Source organism: Brevibacillus sp. (assembly GCF_003521185.1).
GTDB classification, from domain to species: domain Bacteria; phylum Bacillota; class Bacilli; order Brevibacillales; family Brevibacillaceae; genus Brevibacillus; species Brevibacillus parabrevis.
In genome coordinates, this window is record NZ_DOTK01000022.1 from 1 (window position 1) to 22,276 (window position 22,276).

The following is a 22,276-nucleotide window of genomic DNA, read 5'->3' on the forward strand; positions in this document are numbered from 1 at the left end:
CAGGCCGTGCCGGGATATGCTGCCGGTTTTGGATGAGCGGTTTGCCAACCATCTTCTGATCGGGGCGAATGGAGCCATGACTTATCATCAGGGACGGCTGCAGAGCTACACGGCGATTCCCGGCCAGTTGGCAACAGAAATCATTCGTATCCTGGCTGATCATCAAGCGCAGTTTTTGATTGATGACAAGTGGGATTACGCTCATAACTGCACAGAAGCTCACCCGGTCATGCGCAATATCGACTGTGGGCGCAAAGCTAGCCGCATCGACTTCGATCAGCTGGATGCCGTTTTGAAAATCTTGATTTTATCGGCAGACCGGACGAAAGATCTGGCGGCAAGACTGAAGGAACTCGACGTCACCATGCACCACCATTCCGCAGAGGACATTCTTGATCTCACCTGCCGGGGTGTCAACAAGCTCGCTGCCCTGGAGCGGTTTGCCCCGCAGGATGAACCATTCATTTGCTTTGGCAATGACATGAACGATCTGCCGCTTTTCGAACAGGCGCAGCACAGTGTCCTGATTGGCGAGTACGAGCCGCTCGTGCCGCTGGCGACTGAAAAAATCGCGGTGGACAGCCAGGTCGAGAGTGTGATTGTTTCCAAAATTCAGGAACTGAGCGTGGCGTACAAGCCTGCTCGGACGTATTAAATTGAGGAGGGGAATGGAAGATGAATCAGGCATTGGTGCAAAGACACCGGGCTTTGCGTGAAGCAGAAACAAAAGCAGAGCAATTGTTTGCCCGAATCGAAGAAACAGGAATCATTCGCAGCGGGGCGTCGGAAAAACAGATCAATCAAGAGATTTACGAGCTTGCCTTTCAAATGTTCGGGATCAAAAAGTATTGGCACAAGCGAATTGTGCGCGCCGGAAAAAACACGCTCCATCCATACAGGGAGAATCCGCCGGACCTGATTGTCACTCCAGAGGATATTATTTTCCTCGATTTCGGGCCGATTTTTGAGGACTGGGAAGCTGATCTGGGGCGGACGTACGTACTCGGCAATGATCCGATGAAAATCAAGCTGCGCGACGATATCGAAAAAGCGTGGGATTTGGGCAAGGCTTACTTTGAATCCAAGCCGGATATTACGAGCAGCGAGTTGTTTCACTACATGTGCCAGGTCGCTGAAGAGAACGGCTGGGAGTTTGGCGGGCCACACGCCGGACACCTCATCGGCGAATTTCCGCACGAGAAAATTCAGGGGGAAGACATTGTCAACTACATTCACCCGGACAACAACAAACCGATGAGAGACCCTGATCACAATGGTCATCCGCGCGACTGGATCCTGGAGGTACACTTCGTCGATCGCACATTGGAAATCGGCGGCTTCGTAGAAAAGCTGCTGACGGTGGACTAATCCATCATTTTTACCCTCTCCCGTTGTCAATGGATGGGAGAGGGTGCTATTATGAAGCTAGAAAGTTATCGTTATATCGATAACTGCAACCGGGAACGATAAAAAAGAAACCGACACGGTGCTGGTAACACCATGTCGGTGGTACAAAGACGGCCCCTTTACGGGGATCGGCTCAAGTGACTTGTAAAACGGACGAAATGACCGCCTTAGCCACGTCAAAGCTTAAGGGCGGTCATTTCGTTTGGACAAGGCAACAACGATTGCTACGACTAGGCTCAGCAGTCCGACAACAAAGCCGCCAAACTGGAGCATAAGCGAAAGCGTTTCGTGAGTAATTGCCACGATCCCACCTCCCTTCCGTTTGTGACGTGGGGAGATGAGCCGACCACCCTCAAGATTGAGCCGTATCTGTGTACTTGTCCAAATTTTACTATTTTTCTGGTATGATTGTCTAATTCGTATTTGAATAAAGTGGCGCGGCGGTCGAAGCTTGTTGTACCGCTTGGTCATGCCATAGCGGAAAACCGCCTGCTCCCATTCGGATCAAGCGGTTTTTTTGTGCGCAAAACTCAGTACATCACCATGTTGCCCGTCTCTTTCATGTGCTTTTCCGCCTTTTTCAGCAACACGACCGTCACCAGCACGAGCAGCAGCAAGACGCTGGCCAACAGTGCCAATTCAGGCGCCAAAGCGGACAGAGGCGCGCCTTCCATCAACAAGCCGCGCACAAGCTGGAGAGCGTAGGTGAGCGGAAAGCAAAACGAAATCGCTTTGGCCCAGAGCGGAAAAGCCAGCGGCGGAAGGCGTACGCCGGAGAAGATCAGCATCGGTTCGTCCAGGACGGTATACAAGAAGCTCGCGTCGCGGGAAAACAGGAAGAGGACGCTTAAAAAACCGCCCCAGACGATGGCTGAGACAAGCAGGACGAAAAACGCGAGCGGGATCGCCCACCAGCCGCTTGGATGCATCCCGCCGACGAACAGCAGCGCCAGCAGGGTGAAGCAAAAGAACAGCCAGACGCCCTCGACAAGCGAGGAGAGGGAACGCCCGTACAGGAAAGCCAGCCGATTGACCGGGCTGATAAAAATCATTTCCATCGTCCCGGCCTGTCGCTCGAAGCTCATTTGCCAGGCGGATTGCACCAGGCACCAGAAAAAAATGTACCCGAGATACCCGGTCAATAAAAACAGCGGGAGCTGCTCGGCAGAGAGGAAGCGGGCAAGCGGCGAATCGGCTCCTGTGCGAAACGGCGCAAACGAATAATACGCGGTCACGAACATGATGGCGGGCCAGATCAGCAGGCTGAAGTACACCATTTTGCTGTGAAAAGAATGCCGATGCTCCTTCTGGATTTCCGCCCACAACAGCGCAGTAAGCTGCTTCATGCGCCCCTCCTGTCTGCCATGTGCAGGATGACATCCTCCAGGGACGGCTGCTGGGTATGTAGGCGCAGGACGGGCGACTGATGGGCGGCTAACAGCGAGAGCAGCGGCGTGGTCATATCGGTTTGCCCGCGCAAGGTCACTTCCCATGTGTGTTCATCTGTTTCGGCAATTTCCCGTGAGCCGCCGTAGCGCACGGCGAGCTTGTGCAAATCGAGATCAAGGGAAGCGGAAAGCGCCGGGATGACGACGTGCAAAGCTGTCTCCAGGTTGAGCGATTGGGTCAGCTGCGCAGGGGTGTCATGTGCGACCAGCTTGCCTTTGTCGATGATGTACACCTCGTCGCACAGCTCCTCGACTTCGTGAATGTAGTGACTGGTCAACAGGATCGCTTTTCCGTGCGCGACAGCCAGTTCTTTTACATGCTTGCGCAATTGCCTGGCGATCGGAGCGTCCAGCCCCAGTGTCGGCTCATCCAGAAACAAATAGCTCGGATCGTTAATCAGGCCGCGGGCGATTTGCAGCCGTTGCTTCATGCCTTTGGAATAGCGCTCTACCGGGGTATCAGCGGCATCGAGCAGCCCGACTTGCAAGAGCAGTGAATCGATTCTGCTGCGCAACGCTCCGCCGTGCAGTCCGTACAGGCTGCCGAAATAGTGCAAGTTTTCCCGCCCGGTCAAGCGCCAGTACAGCATCCGCTCGCCGCCTGCGATCATGTTGACTTTGGCTTTTACGAACCGATCCTCCTTGACCGCGTCATACCCGTCTACCGTAATCGTTCCGCTGGTAGGAGTGAGCAAGGTCGAGCACATTTTGATCGTCGTGGTTTTCCCCGCTCCGTTGATTCCCAACAGCCCGATGATTTTTCCGGGCACCATCCGAAACGACACATCCGATACGGCCTCTACTTCCTTCCATTGTTGGCGAAGCCAGCTTCCTTTTTCCTTCACGCGATATACTTTTCGCACATTTTCCACAATCAGCACGGGAAAAGACCTCCTTTTATGCAAATATCGATTCGACGACGCGCTTCTCCATTCGCCGAATGCCCCACATGCCGATGACGAGGTACGCAAGCGACAAAACGGCCATATGGAGCAGTTGGGGAGCAACAGCGACCAGCGGCTTGCCCTGAATCACGCATTGGCGAAAAGCGTCCAGCGCAGGCGACAGCGGCATGATCGCCCCGAGCGGCTGCAGCCATTCCGGCAAGTACGGAGTGGGAAACGTGACGCCAGAGACGAACGCCATGATGACAAACAGCGTGTTTTGCGTGATGTATGTATCACGAAAACGCAGCATCAGCGAGCCGAGTACGAGAGCCTGGCAGAAAAACGCACCTGTAGACAAAATCCAGACGGCAATCGCGCTCCACAGGTGTGTATGAACGAGATTCAGCCCGAACAGCGCTCCGATCAGCAAGATGATGGAAAATTCAAACACCGTGCGCATGACTTGCTGGGCGACATTGCCCAAAAAGTACCCTCGGCGCAAAGACGGGGTGAGCAGCACCGCTTCCAGCGTGCCTTCCCGCAGCTCGGCAATGAGCGAACGGCTTACGTTCATCAAGGTGGAGACGGCAAAAGCGTAAAAAGCGCCGCCCAAAATCGCATAGGACAAATAATCGGCTGTGCCAGCCAAGTGCTGGAAGCGGCTGTCCAGCTGCCCGGCAAATACATAATGATAGGCAAAGTAGGCGAACAGCACCGTGTACACGCCAGACAAAATATGACCGATGACAAACGACCACGGATAAGCCCGGAGCATGACAAGCGTGTTGCGGACAAAGGTTGCTTTGGCGACTCGAAACAAGTCAATTCCTCCTTTCGTTTTGCGGGGGAGAGATGGGTAGCGCAGGTGTCGGCATGTCGATGAACTCGTGCAGATCGACAGCCAACTGCTCCAGGCGGGAGGTAATCCCGCGGTAAAACACGTACCTACCGCGCCGCTCGCTCCAGACGAAGCCAGCGTCTACCAAAAGCTTCAGATGCTTGTTGATCGCCGGTTCACTGACGCCGTGCAGGTCGGCGAGCTGCTGCGTGCAATAAGGGTGAGCGAGCAGCGACTTGAGAATAGCCGTCCGCGTCGGATCGCTGAACACTTTCATTTTCAGCGTAAAATCTGCCGGAATCGTTGAGGTGGCCGCGTTCCCCGGCACATCGACGCAATAACCTATCGAGATGTGCTCCCCGTATATGCCAAGCAGCAAATGCGGCGAGACAAACGTGGAGACGCGCAAATGGATGCGGGCCAGCTCGGAATAGGCGAATGTATACGTTTGTGCCTTGTGAAATTGCAAAAATTCCTCATGTACTTTCAGCCGGGGATGCACCTGCGACAAAAACCCGACCGGATCTGTGGCAATCTGCTCCTGGCCTTCATGAACGGCGCGCACCAGCCACGGCTCAATGCGCCTTTCTTCTGCGCGAAAAAACGGCAGATAGGCGTAGCAAAATTCCAGAAAGCTGCGCTTGGCGGACAACGGATGCCGCAGTAAGTCCCGATGCTCCGGTTTAAGCTGTTCGAATGCGTCATCCGTGTAGCCTTGCAGCCACTTTTGTATTTGCCGGGGATGATAGACAGGCCCCATCATCAATTGGACAAACTGTGCCGCGTCCAGCGCCTGCACCCGCTCCAGACTGGCCTCTACAGAATGCTCATAGCCTTCTTCCCACGGTACAAGAAAGTCCATGGCGTCAAGAAACTGGTTGGACATGCTGCTGAACTGATGCAGTTGCTTGACGAGCGATGCCGGAAGCGCCTGGAGTGTTTCCTGTGCCCAGCCCAACCGGGACGTGTGGTGATCGGGGCTTGCCAGGACGTGCAAGCTGAGAAAAAACTCAAAGCCGGGCACGTAGGCAATCGACAAGTGCTTGCGCAGCCAGAGCGGCAAATCTTGCATGGTTCCCCCTCCTTTTCGTTTGATTAACTGTTTGGTGAATCCAATTTGGAAGCGGGCAAAAGTGAGGAAATTATGGAGGAGAGAGGGGAGGATGTCAAGAGAAAAAAAGAAGCAACCACGAACGCCGATGGCGGGTGGTTGCTCTTTGGTTTGGTCACTGGTTTTGCGCCTGACTCTGATTCGGGTTCTGGCTCTGGCTGTCATTTTCCGCGTGGGCAGCCAGCGCCTGGACAGCTTGCTGCATGTCCGCAAGCTCCTCAGGCGACAGCGAATGCTCCTGATAGCGATACTGTTCGTAGAAACCAGTGATTTTGGCGGCCAACTCCAGCGCTGGTGCCGTCATAACCGGGTGATACTGCAATCGCTTGAAAAATTCCTGCGTTGTCTCATATGGCTGGACGGTGGCCCCGCGCTTCGCCATTGCTTGCAAAAACTGATAGTAGGCGTAACGAGTGGGATCGTCTTCCGGGCCAATCGGCTTTTTAAACCATTGGGAGACATCCCATGCTGCCGCGTCACCGTCAACAGTCGGCGGAAGCGCAGACAAATTTGCCGCGTAATCCGTATTGTCTGCGGGTGCCGCTGTGGGTTCGGCGCGACGGCGGCGCTTCCACATGTACCAGCCCAAAAGAATGAGCGATGCGAGAATGACGAGCGCAATCAAATACGGCTCCAACACGGAAAACAGTGGTTCACCTTGCTGAACCGGGTCCAGTGGGAGATTTTCGCTTTGACCTTGACCATCCAGGGCGTTATGGACACGCTGGTCTTTGTTCAGCACTTGCGACAAGCCGCCGATCCAATCCGCAAGCTTGAGCAGGACTGGTTCGATGAGCATGTAAAGCCCTGCGCCAAGCGGCCCTTTGACCCACGACCAGACAAATCCCACAAGGCCGAGCACGACAGAGGCAGCCGCTATATAGCCAACGGTCAACACCAGCCGCGTCCCGACAACCTGCGCAGCCAGTTTAGCGCCCAAAGAGCCGGGCAGACGGACAGGCAGAGACTCTTCCCGCAGCAGGAAAACGGCGAGAGAAATCAACACGTAGCTGCCCGTAACCAGGGCCAGCATGCCGAAGTACGGAGCAGGCGTAAACGTTTCCGGATGAACCATCGTTCCGTACAAGGCGGCCACGACGAGTTGAATCAGGCAGACCATAAATGCCAGCACGAAACGGCGTTGCATACTGCTATGCCCAAGGCCATTGGCTACTGCCGTTTGCACGCGCCAATAAAAAATGCCTGTCAAAGCGAGCGCAATCAGCCAGGAGCCGTACAAGTAATAGCTGAGTACGCCAACCCCCAGTACGACTGGATAGAGCAGCAGATGGAGAAGAGAGTGCCGACCACCGTGATGGTACAGCCAGCTTCCGGCGAGCAACAGCAGGGAGGCGGCCAGGCAAAAGAAGAGCAGCTGACCAAAACTTGCCGTAATCCAGCCCAACAGCATCAGTGCCCCACCGATCAGCAGCGCCTCCAGCCAGAAAATGAGCGTCCAGCGGCTTAGAAGAGAAAAGGTCACCGCGCCATCACACTCCTTTTCCTGGCTTGTGCCAGCTCTTGCCGTGCGAATACAACCTGTTCCTGCGAGACATCCAGCACGGCGATTTTGTGACCGCGGCGAAGCAACTGTTCCATGGTGGCGACAGGCAGTTCATCGGGACGCGCGGTTACGAGAATCACCGCTTCTTTTGCCGGGCTTTCTTCCAGTCGGCGGAGCAGGGAGGGCAGAGGCGTCGTCACGTAATGGTTCAATTGCGCCAGTTGGGTCATGACGTGCAAATGATGGGATTTACCGCTGCCAGCAGGCAGGTGAAAATGCTCGCGTCCACGCTGCTTGACGGTCAGGAACAGCTCGAAGCCGATGGACTTTTTGCGGCAAAGCATGGACAAGGCGGCAAGGCAAGAAATGATGCGTTCATTGGCTTCATCGTTATGCCGTTGCGCAAGCGGTTCATAGGACGGCAAAATGTGGCCGATGATCCGCCAGTTCGGATGGGCAGTATGTTCGAAAAGCCTTGTTTCAAGCGTGCCTGTCTTCGCAGTCGCTTTCCAATGAATATGCTTGAACCGATCGCCTGGCATGTAAGGTCGTGTCCCGCGCAAAAAAGTGACATCCTCTTGCTGACGCTGGCGCGAAAGCTTGCTGCCGTCTGGCTGCGTCTCTTCCAGGACGAGCGGAGGAAGCGGCAGCGGCAACGGGTAAACCAGCATGGAGAAAGACAACGGCATCGGCAGGAAAGTTACTTCGTCTGCGAATAGCGGCATCGTCTCTGACTGAATTTCCGTCAGCCAGACCGTACCGCGCTTGTGCGGGGTCAGCGTCAACGTTCTGGCTGCGCTCTGGCGGATGGGCAAATCAAAGCGCAGTCGCACGATGGTGCGCTGATTGCTTGTTTTGACTTCGTTTCCACCGTCCACCGTGACATGCTCAGGCAAGGAAAAGCGCAGCCACGTAGCTGGCAGGGGAAGCCAGGAGCGGTTGTGCAGGCGCACGGTGATGTTCACGGGTGTGCCAGGCATGACGCGGGTCTGGTCGCTCGTCCACTCCAGCTTGACCCATTTGACTATCGATTTTGCCCACCACTCTTGGGCAGCAGGCATGAAAAAGAAAAATCCGCCAAGCAACCAGAGAAACCAGCTGCCCGAAAAAAGTCCGAAAAGCAGGAGGAGAAAGCCGATCACATGAAAGGTTTGCTTCGTATCCATCAGGCTTACACGCTTTCCTCAACAGGTGCCGGCACGCTGGACATGATTTGCATAACCACTTCCTGCTCCGTCACATGCAGCTCGGCTTCCATCGACAGACGGATTCGATGGGCAGCCAGGCTCGGGAACACGGCTTTGACATCGTCCGGCAAAACGTAAGTGCGCCCGGATACAAAAGCGTAAGCCTGTGCCGAGCGCAGCAGGGCAAGCATGGCGCGCGGGCTGATGCCGACGTCGACAGAGCGATGGCTGCGGGTAGCTTCGGTCAAATCGATGACATAGTCTTCTACCGCCTGGCTGACGTGGACAGCGGCGACTTCTTTTTGCAGGGCAGCAATCTTTTCCACCGTTATTACGGGCTGAATCGTCTCCAGAGGAGAGCTGCTGCGAAATCTGCGCAAAATCTCCTTGGCGTCTTCGCGTGTGCCGTAGCCAAGCGACAACCGGAACAGGAAGCGGTCCAGTTGAGCCTCTGGCAATGGATAAGTGCCTTCTGATTCAATCGGGTTCTGGGTGGCGATTACCAGCATGGTCGAAGGCAGTGCCAATGTAACGCCTTCAATCGTTACCTGGCGTTCTTCCATGCATTCCAGCAAGCCGGATTGGGTCCGCGGGGTCGCGCGATTGATTTCATCAGCGAGCAGCACGTCAGCGAAAACAGGCCCTTTGCGCAGTTCAAACTCGCTCGTGCGCTGATTGAAAACATGCAAACCTACTACATCGGACGGGAGCAGATCGGCAGTAAACTGGAGGCGGTTGTACGTTCCGCCGATCGCTTGGGCCAACGTTTTGGCGAGTACAGTTTTGCCCATGCCAGGCAAGTCCTCCAGCAACACATGTCCACGCGCCAAAAGAGCTGTTACCAGCAGGCGGACCTGATCTTCTTTTCCCACGATTACTCGGTTTACGGTGGCAAGCAGGCTATCCAGAGCAGGATGAGTCATGAGATTTCTCCTTTATGTAGATATAGGGTATGGGGTGATGTCATTTCCACGCATTTCATTATACATGGAATATCCTATATTTTACAAATTTTTGCAAAGCAATCCCGCCGATGGAAGCGGCCACGATCAGCGCACCGATCGCGAAATAGAGCGGGCGAATGCCGACGCTGTCGCTGAGCGTTCCTCCCAGCCAGATGCCTATGGGCATTGTGGTGCGAACGATCAGCAGACGCACTGAGAATACGCGTCCCATCATCCCGGCTGGGACGTGCAGTTGATAGAGTCGCGTGCTGTGCAGTTGAAAAAAGGGGGCAGTAACCCCCGCCAACAGCTCGATGGCGATTGCCAGCTCGATGAACGGAGTGAAGCCTAGAGCGACAAAGCTCAACCCGCCTGCCACCAAGGAGACGAGCATGACTAAAGAGGGCTCCAGATGATTAAACAGCTTGGGCACCAGAAAAGTTCCGATGAGGTAGCCTAACGGATAGCCTGCCAAAAACAATCCCGCATGCAGAGCCGTTCCGTGCAGCTCGCCCGCCACAAACGGCAGATTGAGCACCAGAGTCACACCGACCGCGAACTGCACAAGTGCGGAGTACAGGCTCAAATAGAAGAGAAACGGTTTTTCCCGAAAGACGGACAGCCCTGCCTTGAACATGAAAAGCCATGATTCTGCTGTTTTGGCAGGAGGGACCGAAGTCTTTTCGCACAAAAGCAGAAAAACTCCGCTGACGGCATACCCGATGGCGACCAGGCCCAGCACATGTGTGCCGCCGATGCTCGCGACGAGAATCCCGCCCAGCGGCGGGCCTGCAATCATCGCGATGCGCATGGCACTGTCCAGATAAGAGTTGGCTTGCAGCAGCGATTCTTGTTTGACGAGGGTCGGGAGCAGCGATTGGCTCGCTGGCACGTACAGAGGTTGAACAAGACCGTTGATCAGCGATGTCAGATAGAGCGGCCAAAGAGAGTCAGGCGCATAGGAAATCGCCAAAAAAGCACAGCCGAAAGCCGCACAGCGCATCCACTGGGAAAAGAGCATGACGCGCTTTTTGTCAAAGCGGTCAAGATAAGGGCCAGCTACAAGCTGCATCAGCAGCGAAGGCAAAAAGTAGAGTAGCCACATTTGTCCGACAGCGGTCTGGGAGCCGGTGATTTGGTAGAGCAACCAGCTGTTTGCCAGCGTCGAAAGCGATGCGCCAAACTCGGAGATCAGCTGACCGAGCAAAATACAGGTGTAGGAACGGTTTTTCCAGAGCGGAATCATCAAAATCCCCTTTCCAGAAACTGATCGAGCAGGAGGGAAAGCTGGGATACGGACTGGCTGCGCAGGCGAAACCGGGAGCCGGAAGCTTCTACCAGACGCGCGGCACGAAGCATGGACAAATGGTGATGAACCGTCGATTTTGCCATTTGCAGGACGTCGGTCAATTCCTGCAAGCTCAGCTCTTTTTCCGCCAGCATTTTGACCATGCGGAGCCGCTGCTCGTCTCCGAGCGCCTTGAAGCTTTGCACCAGAGCCTGCGGCGGCTGGTACGGGTCGATGTGCTCGCTCATGTTTTCATCGGCGACCGGGTAGTAAAAAATTTTCGTGCCCGCGTCATCGGCCTGCACCGTCCAGGGCCGATAAATCGCTTGGGGGATTAGCAGCACACGAGTGACCGCAGGCTCAGGGGGATAGCTTGCTCCGGTTGCCCACTCCACCAGTGCCTCAGGATCGAGCTTGTCCTGCATTGCGCGCTTTTGCGACGAATCCTTTTCCAACATACGCCGGATGCTGGCTTCTTGCGGCTTGATGTGTGTCTGATACCAGCCTTCCATCAAGGTGAGCAGATGCTGGCGCAGTTCATTTGCGTCGACAGAGGTGATATGGGCAATATACGCTGCGAAAAAGAGGTGGTCCCGGCATGCTGCCTGCAAAAGCTCGGCGTCTGCTGAGCTGCCCTGCGCGGCATTTTCGCGTGCTTGCTGTCGTTCCTGGCCCAAAAAAGGCAGGGCGTGGTAGCGCAACTCTTCTGCCGACAGCTCGCTGACAACACGCAAAAACGATTCGAGATCGGCAAAAGGCTGGTGGTGGAGCAGTTGCAGCAACGTCTTCCAAGTGTTGTGCCTTTTGGCGTAATCAACTTCAAGCTGGACGGATTGCGGAAGCGCGCTCAGCATGCTGCTCCAGTGCTCAGGCGGATGCTCCAGCGTGTGGTGAATTTGATCGTAAGTGGCGACGGCGATTCCGAGTGCGGCTTCAAAAAGCGGTGAGCAAGCGAAGTCGAGCTGGTAGGTGGTGCGTGCACTGCCGATGTTCCATATTTTCAAAGCGGATCACCCTTTTCCCATTTTTTTCATAGATCAAATTCTAAAATATTCGAACTGTTAATTCAAGTTATTTAGAATGAATAGTTCAATGATTTTCGCATCTGTTCTTTTTTCTCTGCTGATTTAGTTGAGACTATCCAGTGAAAGACACAAAAAAACGAAAAAACCACTTCCCTGACGAGAGTGGTTTTTTCGTTTTCGCTTGAATGAAAAGGTATGGTGTTGTAGGAAAACCTATACCTTGCTCACGGCAACAGCTGCTTCCAAAGCTTGCTTCAAATCGCCGATGATGTCTTCGATCGCCTCTGTTCCGACAGACAGACGGATCAATCCGGGAGTTACTCCTGCCGTTAATTGCTCCGCTTCGTTCATTTGCTGGTGCGTCGTGCTCGCCGGATGGATAACGAGCGACTTGGAGTCGCCTACGTTTGCCAAATGAGAGAAGAGCTTTACGGATTCGATCAATGTTTTGCCTGCTTGCACGCCGCCGCGGATGCCGAAGGTGAGGATGGCGCCAGCGCCTTTTGGCAAATATTTTTGCGCGAGTGCGTAGTTGGCGTCGCCTTCAAGACCTGGGTAGCTGACCCATTCCACTGCCGGATGCTCGGCGAGGAATTTCGCTACCGCGAGTGCGTTTTGGCTGTGGCGCTCCATGCGCAGGTGGAGTGTCTCCAGACCTTGCAGGAACAGGAAAGAGTTGATAGGAGCTACGGCAGCGCCGATATCGCGTTGCAGTTGCACGCGCGCTTTGATGATGTAGGCGAGCGGGCCGACTGCTTCTGTATAAACGACTCCGTGATAGCTTGGGTCTGGCGTCGTCAGACCAGGGAATTTGCCGTTGTTCCAGTCGAATTTGCCGGAATCTACGATAATGCCGCCAATCGCCGTGCCGTGTCCGCCGATGAATTTGGTCGTGGAGTGAACGACGATGTCAGCTCCGTGCTCGAACGGACGGGTCAGGATTGGCGAAGCGAATGTATTGTCGACAATCAGCGGCACGCCGTTTTCGTGCGCGATGTCCGCAATTGCCTGCAAGTCGGCCACGTCGATGCGAGGGTTGCCGATCGTCTCGCAAAAGAGCGCCTTGGTATTATCGTTGATGAACGCGCGGAAGTTGTCCGGATTGGACTGATCCACAAAGTGTACTTTGATGCCCAGGCGTGGCAGCGTATGGGCAAAAAGGTTGTACGTCCCGCCATACAAGCTGCTGGATGCGACAATCTCGTCGCCCGCTTGCGCAATATTCAAAATCGAGAAGGTGATGGCTGCCTGACCGGAAGAGGTTGCCAGCGCACCTACGCCGCCTTCGAGCAGAGCGACGCGCTTTTCAAATGCGTCTTGGGTCGGATTCATGATGCGCGTGTAGATGTTGCCAAACTCTTTCAAAGCAAACAGGTTGGCAGCATGCTCCGTGTCACGGAAGACGTAGGAAGTCGTTTGGTAGATCGGAACCGCGCGCGAGCCTGTTACCGGGTCTACCTCCTGTCCGCCGTGTACGGCGAGCGTTTCCGGTTTCCATTGTTGTTGGTCAGACATGATCATCTCTCCTTTTTATATGGGGGTAAGGAAATAAAAAAACGGAGCGTTCTCCTGAGTAGAAGAAGGCTCCGGCTATGCACGGGTGTGCGTTCATCTCTCAGAATCTATGGATTCTGCAGGAATTAGCACCGCGCAAGACTCGCTTGCTGGTTGCCGGGTTTCATAGGGCCTGTCCCTCCACCGCTCTTGATGAAAATGTAGCTTTCAGTTGTTGTCATAATTGTATGAAAAACCATACTTCGCTGTCAACATCAAATGATTAAGTTATCGGGGTGGATTTTGTGGATTTTAAAGATTTACCCGTTCATGCTGTTGCCCATAAGATCCAGAGAGCCTGTCTGGTAAGCTCTGTTTACATGGTTTGTATGAGGGTTTCCTTCATCTGAAACCAAATGAGTTGCCTCACGAGATTGTTTTCCTTTTTTGGCATACAAGAGGACCGCAGCCAGAGTGCAAACAGCCAAAATTCCAAGGACATACATCATAGAAATAACTCCCCCTCACGCTAAGCTTCATCAATTATCAGCGTTCTTTTTCATGAACTGGCAGACATGGTTTTTTACTTGTAATTTTATAATTTTATGGTCATTTTTGTAAATTCTTTGAACTTGCAAGCAACCGAGCCTTGCTGTCACAAAATTGCCCCTATATCTCGGCGCTTTCGCAGCTCCCGCCGTTAGAAAACGCCTGGGGCCTATGATATGATGGAAATGGCAGAAAACGACTAAACGATTGTACATATAGGAGGAAAAAACGCGATGAGCCATGGCGTGAAGGAAATTACACCACAAGAGCTGCTGGAAAAGCTCGCGGCAAAAGAACAGCTTCAGGTGATTGATGTACGCGAGGTGGAGGAGTGGAACGAAGGCCATATCAAAGAGGCCAAGCTGATTCCGCTCGGCTTTTTGCCGCATCGCACCGACGAGCTGGACAAAGACATTCCGGTCATCATGGTGTGCCGAAGCGGCGCACGCAGCCACCGGGCAACTGAATATTTGTGTGAGCTTGGCTTTGACGCTGCCAATATGGTAGGCGGAATGCTGGCATGGCCTGGGGAAAAAGAAGTCTAGAAAGACAGAGAAAATGTGCGCTGCTCGCCGCTGCAAGCAAAGCGGGATGGCGCATGAGATGTGCAGGGGAGGCAGGAAATCGTGAGTGAAGGAGCACAGCAACAAGGGTCAGCGTTGCAGCGCCATTGGTTTACGGTGCTGGCAGGCTTGATTATCCTTGCGATTGTAGGTGTGTTCGGCTACAAATACTTGGCAAAAGATCCGATTCCGGTGATGAAGCCGATCGCGGACTTTTCGTTGGACAACAGTGACGGAACTTCCTATACGTTCTCGCAAGGCAAAGGCAAGGTGCGCCTTGTCGAGTTCATGTTTACCAATTGCCCTGATATTTGCCCGGCAACGACGTACAACATGTCCAAGCTTCAGGATCAGTTGAAGGAGAAAAAGCTGTTCGGCGACAAGGTTGAGTTTGTCTCGATCACCTTCGACCCCGACTTTGATACGGCTGAGGTTTTGCAGCAGTATGCAGCGAAGTTCAAGGCTGATCAAAGCGGCTGGAAGTTTTTGCGCGGAGATGCCCAGGCGGTGGAAAAAGTAACGAAAGACTTCGGGATTGCGGTACTGAAGCAGCCTGACGGTTCTTTTGCCCACACCGCACGCATGTTCCTCGTCGACGGTGACGGCAACATGCGCCGTGCTTACGGCATGGCGGCGGACATGGACATGGAGCAAATGATGAAAGAAATGGAACAGCTCGCTGACTAGACTCAGACGGTTTCTTCGTACGTGATGTTCACGACTCGTTCCGTTTGGTTTTCAAATTCAATATGCACAAGAAGCGCCCACCTGCGATTGCCCTGCTGGAGCAAGAGCTTGAACGTCTCCTCTGACGTGGTGGGCGTTTTTGCTATGCGCCCGACATGCAAATAGTCTACGATTTGCGCGTGCGGATATTTTTGCATCGTTTCCTGCATCGCCAATCTGCCCCATTTGGCATATGGCGGCTGGGCATTTGCTGGGGCATACTGGAAAAAGAACAGCAGCAAACTTGCGGCCAGTGTAGCGAGAAAGCTGCGCGTGAGGAACATGTTCATGGAAGAGTGCATGGCGGAGGCTCTCCTTTTTCGTGTTGGAAAACGGGCTTGCCATGTAGTCTGAAGTCTTTTTGAAGCGGTCATTCGTAGAAAATCCTTACACGTGCAAAAGGGGGCTTGCGGCCGGAGCAGTCGCTTGATGCCCAGCTTTTGCTCGAGTTGGAGATACCGCGTATCAGTTTTCTAATATTGACCGAAGATGAATGTGTGGAATTAACAAGACAGGATGAAACGAACGCCTCGCGTTGTGTTACAATAAGAATGGCATGCTTGGTTCGGGTTCCCAAAATCATGCACGATGAAGTTAGGAGGAAAGAGTTTGAGCGACGTTAAGATTTTCGCAATGGGCGGCCTCGGCGAGATCGGAAAAAATATGTATTGCGTCGAGTATGAGGATGAAATTATCATCATTGACTGCGGGGTGAAGTTCCCCGAAAATGAAATGTTCGGTATCGACCTGGTCATCCCCGATATTTCCTATTTGGTGGACAACCAGCACAAGATTAAAGCACTTTTGTTAACGCACGGACATGAGGATCACATCGGAGCGATTCCTTATATTTTCAAACAAATTAACGTGCCGATCTACGGTGGTCGTCTGACCCTGGGCTTGGTCAAGGCGAAGCTGGAAGAGCATCGCATGCAAAATGACGTGAAGATGATTCCGATCTCGGAAGATACGGAAATTCCGTTCAATCGACTGAAAGCGACTTTCTTCCGTACGAATCACAGCATCCCGGATTCGCTCGGGGTTGTGCTCCACACGCCTGAAGGCATGGTTATCCATACAGGCGACTTCAAATTTGATATGACTCCAGTCGGACAGACCACAGAGTACGGCAAAATTGCCAAACTCGGCGCGAGTGGCGACGTTTTGGCTTTGCTTTCCGATAGTACAAACAGTGAGCGCTACGGCTTCACCATGTCAGAGCGCACAGTTGGCGAGGGGATTCTCGATGTGGTGCGCAAAGCGCGCGGTCGCATCATCCTGGCTACATTCGCGTCCAACGTGCATCGTCTGCAGCAAGTGGTAGATGCCGCTGAACAGTGCAACCGCAAAGTCGCGGTCATCGGCCGTAGCATGGAAAAAGTGTTCCTGATTGGACAAGAACTGGGCTACATCCAGATGCCTGAGGGTATGCTGATTGATATCAAGCACATTGACAACTACGCAGACAATCAGGTGCTGATTATTTGCACGGGAAGTCAAGGCGAGCCGATGGCGGCGCTGACCCGGATTGCTTCCGGATCGCACCGCACTGTGTCGATCTATCCGGAAGACACGGTGATCATCTCTGCTTCGCCGATTCCGGGCAACACGATCAATGTCAGCCGGACGATAGACAAGCTGTACCGGGCAGGCGCAAACGTCGTGCTCAGTCACGTGTTTGACATTCACGCGTCTGGACACGGAAGCAGCGAAGAACTGAAACTCATGCTCAACTTCATTCGTCCGAAATACTTCATTCCGATTCACGGTGAATACCGGATGCTGAAGACGCACTCCAAGCTGGCGCAGCAAGTAGGAATTGACGAGAGCAACATTTTCCTCATGGACAACGGGGAAGTGCTGAACTGCAACCGTGAAAAGGCATGGCTCAGCAAGGTGCACGCCGGAATCGTGCTGATCGACGGCAGCGGCATCGGAGACGTAGGCAACATCGTTCTGCGCGACCGCAAGCATTTGGCGGAAGATGGCCTGATGGTCGTCGTCGTCAGCCTCGATATGAAAAACTTCAAGATTCTTACGGGACCAGACATCGTCAGCCGCGGTTTTGTCTATGTGCGCGGTTCTGAGTCGCTCATTCAGGAAGCGACGCTTCTGGTTCGCCAGCGCCTGCAGGAAGCGCTCGACAAGAAGATCAAGGAATGGTCTGAGCTGAAATCCCAGATCAATGAAGTAATCAAGCCGTTTATTTATGAAAAGACCGGACGCAATCCGATGATCCTCACCATTTTGATGGAAGTGTAGAACGAAAGCACTTCTGCGTTCTCGCGAGGGCTCGATCAGGTTATAATAATACGTAAATGGAAACGTGATACAAAGGAGAGGTTGCCCCATGATGTCTTATGAAGCGTATATGAGCCAAGTGATTCAACCGATGCGCGATGAATTGACCCGCAACGGATTTCAAGAGCTGCGCACGGCAGAGGAAGTTGAACAAACATTGCCGAATGCAAAAGGTTTGACTCTCGTAGTCGTTAACTCCGTATGCGGCTGCGCAGCAGGACTCGCTCGTCCGGCAGTGGTTCATTCCTTGGGCCATTCCACCAAGCCAGACAACATCTATACTGTATTCGCAGGTCAGGATAAAGAAGCTACGGCAAAAGCCCGCGAGTATTTTGAAGGCTATGCGCCGTCGTCTCCGTCTTTTGCGATCATGAAGGACGGCAAAATCATGACGATGATCGAGCGCCATCAGATCGAGAACAACGATCTGCAAACCATCTCCAACCTGCTGACCACAGCTTACGAGACATACAAATAAACAACAATGACCATGACAAGGCGCTCGGAATCGGGCGTCTTGTTTTACATCCGAAAGGAGCAACCACCAGCATGCAGACCCGATCATTTGGACGAGATCCCCATCAAGTTTCCTTGCTCGGATTCGGTGCGCAGCGGATCGTGGACGAGCACGATTGCAGCGAAGAGCAGGCAATCGCGATTATTCGCCGCGCAGTAGAAGCGGGCGTCAACTACTTCGATACAGCTCCGAGCTACAGCGACGGGCAGTCGGAGACCCGGGTGGGCTTGGGGTTAAAAGGCTTGCGCGACCGCGTGTGGATCGCGACCAAGACGGGAGGACGCACCCGCGATTTGGCTTTGAAAGATTTGGAGGGCAGCTTGAAGCGGCTCCAGACGGACTACGTCGACGAGTGGCGCATGCACAACATCATGCAGCCGCACGATCTGGAAGCGATTTTTGCCAAAGGCGGCGCTCTGGAAGCTCTGCTGGAAGCCAAAGAGCAGGGACTGATCCGCAAAATCAGCATTAGCGGACATACCGACCCGCGCTTGCTGGCAGAAGCGATTCGCCGTTTTCCTTTTGACAGTGCGCTCGTGGCTTTGTCTGCTCTGGATCATTTCATCTACAGCTTTGTCCATGATTTCGTGCCGCAAGCAGTCGAAAAAGGCGTGGCCGTCATCGGGATGAAGGTGATGGGGCTGGGCAAGCTGGCTCCGTGGACGGAGCAGGCGCTGCGCTATACATGGAGTTTGCCTGTCGCAACAGCGATCTTGGGCGTGAGCAAAATGGACGAGCTGGAGGCGGATTTGGCCGCAGCAGAAGCTTTTGTGCCGATGACCGATATCGAACGCGTGGAGCTTTTCCAACAAATCATGCCACTCGTGCGGCCGGATGTCCTGCGCTGGAAAGCCCGCGAATGGATGTCTGGCGAATGGTATCAGCTGCCCGAATTGCCATTTTGATTGAGCCGTAAAGAGAAGGAACCTCTTCTGGATTTGATTTGCTGGAAGGGGATTCCTTTTCGCCTTTTACTATACTATTATATATAATAAGTTTATAAAAGGCGGTGATTGTTGTGTCTGCAAGCAAGCTGGTGGTCATTACAGGGGCGACCCGGGGATTGGGCAGGGCGATGGTGGAGCGGTTTCATGAAGCGGGCTGGGTCGTCGCGGGATGCGGCCGCTCGATGGCAGAAGTGTGGAACTTGAATCGCGAGTTTGGAAAAAGGCATCATTTTTCGACGATCGACGTTTCCGACGGGAAGCGGGTGGAAAGCTGGGCAGAGGAAGTGTGCAGCAAGCTTGGCGTACCGGATCTTCTCCTCAACAACGCCTCCCTGATCAATCGCAATAGCCTGCTGATGGAGCTGTCGCCAGAAGAATTTACGACAGTCATGAATGTCAATGTAAACGGCGTGTTTTACGTCTGTCGCGCTTTTTTGCCGAAAATGGTACCCAATCCGGAGGGCAGAGTGATTGTAAACATCAGCTCGTACTGGGGGCGAGTCGGGGAAGCGTATGTAGCACCGTATTGCGCATCCAAATTCGCAGTCGAAGGGCTGACTCAATCGCTGGCGCAAGAATTGCCGAAGGGGATGGCGGCAGTCGCGCTTGACCCGGGAGGAAGCGTCGGTACGTCCATGCTGCAAGCGTGTTCGCCGCAAGACATGGCGGCAGCCCCATCCGCACAAGAGTGGAGCCGTGTAGCTGTGCCGTACATCATGAGCCTTTCTGCGAAGGACAACGGCAAATCGTTGACATGCCCGCCAGTGAGGTAGCCGGGTTTACGAAGAAAGCGACAATCGAGAACGGTCTGGATAGCAAACAAGCCGCCTTTTTCCAAGCTGGAAGCAGGCGGCTTGTTTATGTGTAAACGAATCAACTGGCTTTTGTCGCCGAGACTCGTTTTTCGCGCTGGACATACGCATGGAGCAAACAGAGGAAGACGGAAGCAAGCGAAACGAGGGAGGCCAAAAGCAACGTGGGCTGCACGCCACCGTGGTCGTACATATAGCCCATCGCCAGCGGGCCGAGCAAGCGCCCCACAGCGGTAATCGCCCCGACGACTCCCAGGTAAAAGGGAGCGTTTTCCCCCGTCTTTTCCGTAATGAAAGTCGGGATGGTCGGAGAGATCAGCATTTCGCCAAAAGTGGTAATGATCATGCCGGCGATAAAAGCAAAGTAGCTGCCGTGATACATGAGCATGAAGCCGAACCCGAGAGCGTATGCCACCGCGCTTGCCACCAGCTGCGCGGACAAGTTTTGCTGCAGGATGTGCTTGATCCAGGACGTGATGGGCTGACCCGCAAAAATGATGATGCCGTTGATCGTCCACAGCCAACTGAAGGCCGACAGCGGCATGCCCTGCGCCGTAATGTAAGGGGCGACACCCGTGTTCCAGACCATGTTGGAAAAGAAAATACAGGCAGCTCCCAGTGCCATGAACAAGTAAAGCTGGTAGCGCAGAAGCAGGGCAAACGTATTTTTCGCCTCGCCTTGCCGCCGGTTTTCTTTTGCCTGGTCGCCAACCAGTTCTTGGTGCGAGATATTTTTCATAAGGCTCTTTTCGCAAATTTTGTTGCTATTGCTGTTGTGGAAACGTGTGCTCTATAATGAAAATCAGGAAGTCTATAGGATTTCCATTTACCGTGAATGCACGCTTCGCTTGGTACTATAAATATCAAGCAACTCACGGCTTTTCTAAAAGCAACAATTTCTTAGAAAAGAGCGTTTCATAAAAAGGAAGAAGAACAGCGCAAACAACAGCGTGCTCGTACTGTTGAACAAAAAGGTCAACTGAAAGGAAAAGGTAGCGATGACCCCGGCAAGCGAAGTGCCGATCGCCATGCCGAGATTGTTGCCTACGTAGACGATGTTAAACAGCTCTCGGCGCTGCTCCTTCCAGCGAAAGCCAATAAATGCCTGGATCGCCGGAAAAGAAAGGTTGAAAGTAAAGCCCAAACAGGTCATGAGCACGAGATAGACGGGCCAGCTGCTGATGAACGGAATGGACAGCTGAATCAATCCTTGAAAAAGCAGCGCTCCCACGATGAGACGCTTGGCGCCCAAGCGGTGAAACAGGGAGCCGCCGACGAATTGCCCGGCAATGCCCGCCAAAGACTGGACCATCAAAACAAAGCCGGCTTCGGTCATGGAGCGTTGGAGAATCGTATGTACGTACAAAGTAGTCAACGGCCACATGAAAGCGCTGCCAGCAGAATTGATAAAGCTTGCAACGAGAAAAAACAGGGCTTCCTGCGGGTAACGCTGAAAAAACGCGGATGGAGAAAGCACGACAAGTCACCCCTTGGAAACGAGTATGAAGGTAGTATAAAGAATATTGCAAATTTTGTAAATGTTAAAGTATAAAAAGTTAAGCTACCCAAATAAAGGCTGCTCCACATTGTAAAGATTCGAGTATACTAAACAAGTGGTGAGATGAGTTCAAGTAGATACAGAGAATAAAAGGTGGAGTAGTTCTTTATGCGAATATGGAAACGAGTGTTGCTCCTGATGCTTGTCGTGATTGCCACGACAGCGGGTTATTACGGATACTCCTTTTATGAGTTTGCTCAAAATATCCAGGCTCCTAATGTTGTTACACCTGCCCCGCCGGATGGCGGAGCCGCAACGAAAGCGGCGGAGATACCCGAGTGGGATGGTCAAGAGCGTGTGAACATCTTGCTGATGGGTGTGGATCGCAGGGGAATGAAAAATAACGGGCTTCCCCGTTCCGACTCCATGATGCTGGTCAGTATCGACCCGGCATCCAAGCGTTACGATCTGTTCTCCATTTTGCGGGATACGTATGTGGACATTCCCGGAAATGGCAGCTCGCGTATCAACTCGGCGATTGTAGACGGCGGGCCTGAGCTGGCGATGAAGACGGTCAGCCAGTTTACCGGACTTCCTGTGGATCGCTACGTCATTACCGATTTCGAAGGCTTCAAGGCGCTGATCGACGCGGTGGGCGGCGTCGAGATCGACGTAGAGAAAAACATGTATTACCATGACCCGACAGATAAAGGCGTCTACGATATCAATCTGAAAAAAGGTGTGCAGCAGTTGGATGGCAACAAGGCGTTGCAGTACGTCCGTTTCCGCCATGACGCCACATCCGACTATACGCGCACCGAGCGTCAGCGCAAATTGCTCGCCGCTGTAGCGAGCCAGATGAAGAGCGGCACATCCCTGATCCAGTTGCCGTCCATCCTCAAACAAGTGGCGCCGTACATCCAGACGAACATCAGCTCCATGGACATGCTGAAGCTGTCCGCGCTCGGCTTGAAGCTCGATACGATGCAACCGGGCAACTATCAGCTGCCGCCGATGGGAATGTTCCGGGAATCGCACAAGGCAGGAGCCGTGCTCATTCCCGACGTAGACCAGATTCAGTCGTTCATTCAGGAAAAGCTTGAGCCGCCGACTGAAACGATGCAACAAGAGGACAACAAAACAGACGACAGTACAGACAGCAAAGACAGCACGCGAATGTAGCGTGCTGTTTTTTTGCATATTTGGGCACACTATCCATGATTTTCTACA

General features: G+C 53.4%; 23 protein-coding genes and 1 riboswitch. Of the genes, 9 read left to right on the top strand and 14 right to left on the bottom strand.

What is annotated here, in order from left to right; genetic code table 11:
- Together DEP07_RS04730 and DEP07_RS04735 are read left to right on the top strand one after the other, a co-directional pair.
- Positions 1 to 655: HAD hydrolase family protein (locus DEP07_RS04730; RefSeq protein WP_287102187.1), on the top strand; the 655-nt coding region annotated here is incomplete at its 5' end.
- 20 nt (positions 656 to 675) lie between these two features.
- Positions 676 to 1,368 carry a M24 family metallopeptidase gene (locus DEP07_RS04735; RefSeq protein WP_281869266.1) on the top strand — a complete coding sequence of 231 codons (693 nt, stop codon included), beginning with the start codon at positions 676 to 678 and terminating at the stop codon, positions 1,366 to 1,368.
- Between the two features lie 222 nt (positions 1,369 to 1,590).
- Here the strand turns inward: DEP07_RS04735 and DEP07_RS04740 are convergent, their stop codons facing one another.
- From DEP07_RS04740 to DEP07_RS04790, 11 genes are all read right to left on the bottom strand, one after another.
- Positions 1,591 to 1,710, bottom strand: coding sequence for a putative holin-like toxin (locus tag DEP07_RS04740; RefSeq protein ID WP_208715247.1), 120 nt, complete (start codon positions 1,708 to 1,710; stop codon positions 1,591 to 1,593).
- A gap of 227 nt (positions 1,711 to 1,937) precedes the next feature.
- Positions 1,938 to 2,753: an ABC transporter permease gene (locus DEP07_RS04745; protein ID WP_122966618.1), complete on the bottom strand. Its 816-nt coding sequence runs from the start codon at positions 2,751 to 2,753 to the stop codon at positions 1,938 to 1,940.
- A complete protein-coding gene (locus DEP07_RS04750; protein ID WP_287102189.1) occupies positions 2,750 to 3,736 on the bottom strand; it encodes an ABC transporter ATP-binding protein in 987 nt (328 codons plus the stop codon). Before DEP07_RS04750 ends, DEP07_RS04745 begins: the two co-directional genes overlap by 4 nt.
- A 16-nt stretch (positions 3,737 to 3,752) precedes the next feature.
- Positions 3,753 to 4,562 carry an ABC transporter permease gene (locus DEP07_RS04755; RefSeq protein ID WP_287102190.1) on the bottom strand — a complete coding sequence of 270 codons (810 nt, stop codon included), beginning with the start codon at positions 4,560 to 4,562 and terminating at the stop codon, positions 3,753 to 3,755.
- 1 nt (position 4,563) lies between these two features.
- On the bottom strand, positions 4,564 to 5,652 hold the full coding sequence (locus tag DEP07_RS04760; RefSeq protein WP_287102191.1) for an ArsR/SmtB family transcription factor: 1,089 nt from the start codon (positions 5,650 to 5,652) through the stop codon (positions 4,564 to 4,566).
- Positions 5,653 to 5,806: 154 nt separating this feature from the next.
- Positions 5,807 to 7,174, bottom strand: coding sequence for a DUF4129 domain-containing protein (locus DEP07_RS04765; RefSeq protein WP_287102192.1), 1,368 nt, complete (start codon positions 7,172 to 7,174; stop codon positions 5,807 to 5,809).
- Positions 7,171 to 8,361, bottom strand: a complete 1,191-nt coding sequence (locus tag DEP07_RS04770; protein WP_287102193.1) for a DUF58 domain-containing protein — start codon at positions 8,359 to 8,361, stop codon at positions 7,171 to 7,173. Before DEP07_RS04770 ends, DEP07_RS04765 begins: the two co-directional genes overlap by 4 nt.
- A gap of 5 nt (positions 8,362 to 8,366) precedes the next feature.
- Positions 8,367 to 9,305 (bottom strand): AAA family ATPase, encoded by a 939-nt coding sequence (locus DEP07_RS04775; protein ID WP_122966612.1) that lies wholly within the window; start codon positions 9,303 to 9,305, stop codon positions 8,367 to 8,369.
- A 58-nt stretch (positions 9,306 to 9,363) separates the two neighbouring features.
- On the bottom strand, positions 9,364 to 10,572 hold the full coding sequence (locus DEP07_RS04780) for an MFS transporter (protein ID WP_287102194.1): 1,209 nt from the start codon (positions 10,570 to 10,572) through the stop codon (positions 9,364 to 9,366).
- Positions 10,572 to 11,618 (bottom strand): ArsR/SmtB family transcription factor, encoded by a 1,047-nt coding sequence (locus tag DEP07_RS04785; protein WP_287102195.1) that lies wholly within the window; start codon positions 11,616 to 11,618, stop codon positions 10,572 to 10,574. The genes DEP07_RS04780 and DEP07_RS04785 overlap by 1 nt, the downstream gene beginning before the upstream one ends.
- A 234-nt stretch (positions 11,619 to 11,852) precedes the next feature.
- Entirely contained in the window at positions 11,853 to 13,154 is a 1,302-nt protein-coding gene (locus DEP07_RS04790; protein ID WP_173597988.1) for a homocysteine synthase, read from the bottom strand.
- 90 nt (positions 13,155 to 13,244) lie between these two features.
- Positions 13,245 to 13,353, bottom strand: a riboswitch (SAM riboswitch).
- Between the two features lie 562 nt (positions 13,354 to 13,915).
- Here DEP07_RS04790 and DEP07_RS04795 point away from each other — a divergent pair.
- Both DEP07_RS04795 and DEP07_RS04800 read left to right on the top strand, forming a co-directional pair.
- Entirely contained in the window at positions 13,916 to 14,227 is a 312-nt protein-coding gene (locus DEP07_RS04795) for a rhodanese-like domain-containing protein (RefSeq protein ID WP_063229423.1), read from the top strand.
- A gap of 81 nt (positions 14,228 to 14,308) precedes the next feature.
- On the top strand, positions 14,309 to 14,932 hold the full coding sequence (locus tag DEP07_RS04800; protein WP_063229424.1) for an SCO family protein: 624 nt from the start codon (positions 14,309 to 14,311) through the stop codon (positions 14,930 to 14,932).
- A 2-nt stretch (positions 14,933 to 14,934) separates the two neighbouring features.
- On the opposite strand, the gene DEP07_RS04805 is transcribed toward DEP07_RS04800, so the two are convergent.
- Complete coding sequence (locus tag DEP07_RS04805) at positions 14,935 to 15,273, bottom strand: YqzG/YhdC family protein (RefSeq protein ID WP_122966607.1); 339 nt, start codon at positions 15,271 to 15,273, stop codon at positions 14,935 to 14,937.
- Positions 15,274 to 15,559: 286 nt separating this feature from the next.
- On the opposite strand from DEP07_RS04805, the gene rnjA reads away from it, so the two are divergent.
- From rnjA to DEP07_RS04825, 4 genes are all read left to right on the top strand, one after another.
- Positions 15,560 to 17,233 carry a ribonuclease J1 gene (gene rnjA, locus DEP07_RS04810; RefSeq protein ID WP_167470390.1) on the top strand — a complete coding sequence of 558 codons (1,674 nt, stop codon included), beginning with the start codon at positions 15,560 to 15,562 and terminating at the stop codon, positions 17,231 to 17,233.
- A gap of 88 nt (positions 17,234 to 17,321) precedes the next feature.
- Positions 17,322 to 17,750: a BrxA/BrxB family bacilliredoxin gene (locus DEP07_RS04815; RefSeq protein ID WP_122966605.1), complete on the top strand. Its 429-nt coding sequence runs from the start codon at positions 17,322 to 17,324 to the stop codon at positions 17,748 to 17,750.
- 71 nt (positions 17,751 to 17,821) lie between these two features.
- Positions 17,822 to 18,694 carry an aldo/keto reductase gene (locus DEP07_RS04820; RefSeq protein WP_173597990.1) on the top strand — a complete coding sequence of 291 codons (873 nt, stop codon included), beginning with the start codon at positions 17,822 to 17,824 and terminating at the stop codon, positions 18,692 to 18,694.
- Positions 18,695 to 18,807: 113 nt separating this feature from the next.
- A complete protein-coding gene (locus tag DEP07_RS04825; RefSeq protein WP_173597991.1) occupies positions 18,808 to 19,509 on the top strand; it encodes an SDR family oxidoreductase in 702 nt (233 codons plus the stop codon).
- Positions 19,510 to 19,609: 100 nt separating this feature from the next.
- Here DEP07_RS04825 and DEP07_RS04830 read toward each other — a convergent pair whose 3' ends face one another.
- Together DEP07_RS04830 and DEP07_RS04835 are read right to left on the bottom strand one after the other, a co-directional pair.
- On the bottom strand, positions 19,610 to 20,287 hold the full coding sequence (locus tag DEP07_RS04830; protein ID WP_281869279.1) for an MFS transporter: 678 nt from the start codon (positions 20,285 to 20,287) through the stop codon (positions 19,610 to 19,612).
- 144 nt (positions 20,288 to 20,431) lie between these two features.
- Entirely contained in the window at positions 20,432 to 21,025 is a 594-nt protein-coding gene (locus tag DEP07_RS04835) for an MFS transporter (protein WP_229049800.1), read from the bottom strand.
- 189 nt (positions 21,026 to 21,214) lie between these two features.
- On the opposite strand from DEP07_RS04835, the gene DEP07_RS04840 reads away from it, so the two are divergent.
- Positions 21,215 to 22,228 carry an LCP family protein gene (locus DEP07_RS04840; RefSeq protein WP_122966601.1) on the top strand — a complete coding sequence of 338 codons (1,014 nt, stop codon included), beginning with the start codon at positions 21,215 to 21,217 and terminating at the stop codon, positions 22,226 to 22,228.
- Positions 22,229 to 22,276 lie beyond the last annotated feature (48 nt).

What these genes read in the sequence shown, in the direction of transcription:
- DEP07_RS04840 (WP_122966601.1), top strand. Translation starts at nt 21,215, where the DNA reads ATGCGAATATGGAAACGAGTGTTGCTCCTGATGCTTGTCGTGATTGCC.
- DEP07_RS04745 (WP_122966618.1), bottom strand. Translation starts at nt 2,753, where the DNA reads ATGAAGCAGCTTACTGCGCTGTTGTGGGCGGAAATCCAGAAGGAGCAT.
- DEP07_RS04770 (WP_287102193.1), bottom strand. Translation starts at nt 8,361, where the DNA reads ATGGATACGAAGCAAACCTTTCATGTGATCGGCTTTCTCCTCCTGCTT.
- DEP07_RS04815 (WP_122966605.1), top strand. Translation starts at nt 17,322, where the DNA reads ATGATGTCTTATGAAGCGTATATGAGCCAAGTGATTCAACCGATGCGC.
- DEP07_RS04790 (WP_173597988.1), bottom strand. Translation starts at nt 13,154, where the DNA reads ATGTCTGACCAACAACAATGGAAACCGGAAACGCTCGCCGTACACGGC.
- DEP07_RS04760 (WP_287102191.1), bottom strand. Translation starts at nt 5,652, where the DNA reads ATGCAAGATTTGCCGCTCTGGCTGCGCAAGCACTTGTCGATTGCCTAC.
- DEP07_RS04830 (WP_281869279.1), bottom strand. Translation starts at nt 20,287, where the DNA reads ATGAAAAATATCTCGCACCAAGAACTGGTTGGCGACCAGGCAAAAGAA.
- DEP07_RS04780 (WP_287102194.1), bottom strand. Translation starts at nt 10,572, where the DNA reads ATGATTCCGCTCTGGAAAAACCGTTCCTACACCTGTATTTTGCTCGGT.
- DEP07_RS04775 (WP_122966612.1), bottom strand. Translation starts at nt 9,305, where the DNA reads ATGACTCATCCTGCTCTGGATAGCCTGCTTGCCACCGTAAACCGAGTA.
- DEP07_RS04735 (WP_281869266.1), top strand. Translation starts at nt 676, where the DNA reads ATGAATCAGGCATTGGTGCAAAGACACCGGGCTTTGCGTGAAGCAGAA.
- rnjA (WP_167470390.1), top strand. Translation starts at nt 15,560, where the DNA reads ATGAAGTTAGGAGGAAAGAGTTTGAGCGACGTTAAGATTTTCGCAATG.
- DEP07_RS04820 (WP_173597990.1), top strand. Translation starts at nt 17,822, where the DNA reads ATGCAGACCCGATCATTTGGACGAGATCCCCATCAAGTTTCCTTGCTC.
- DEP07_RS04805 (WP_122966607.1), bottom strand. Translation starts at nt 15,273, where the DNA reads ATGCACTCTTCCATGAACATGTTCCTCACGCGCAGCTTTCTCGCTACA.
- DEP07_RS04795 (WP_063229423.1), top strand. Translation starts at nt 13,916, where the DNA reads ATGAGCCATGGCGTGAAGGAAATTACACCACAAGAGCTGCTGGAAAAG.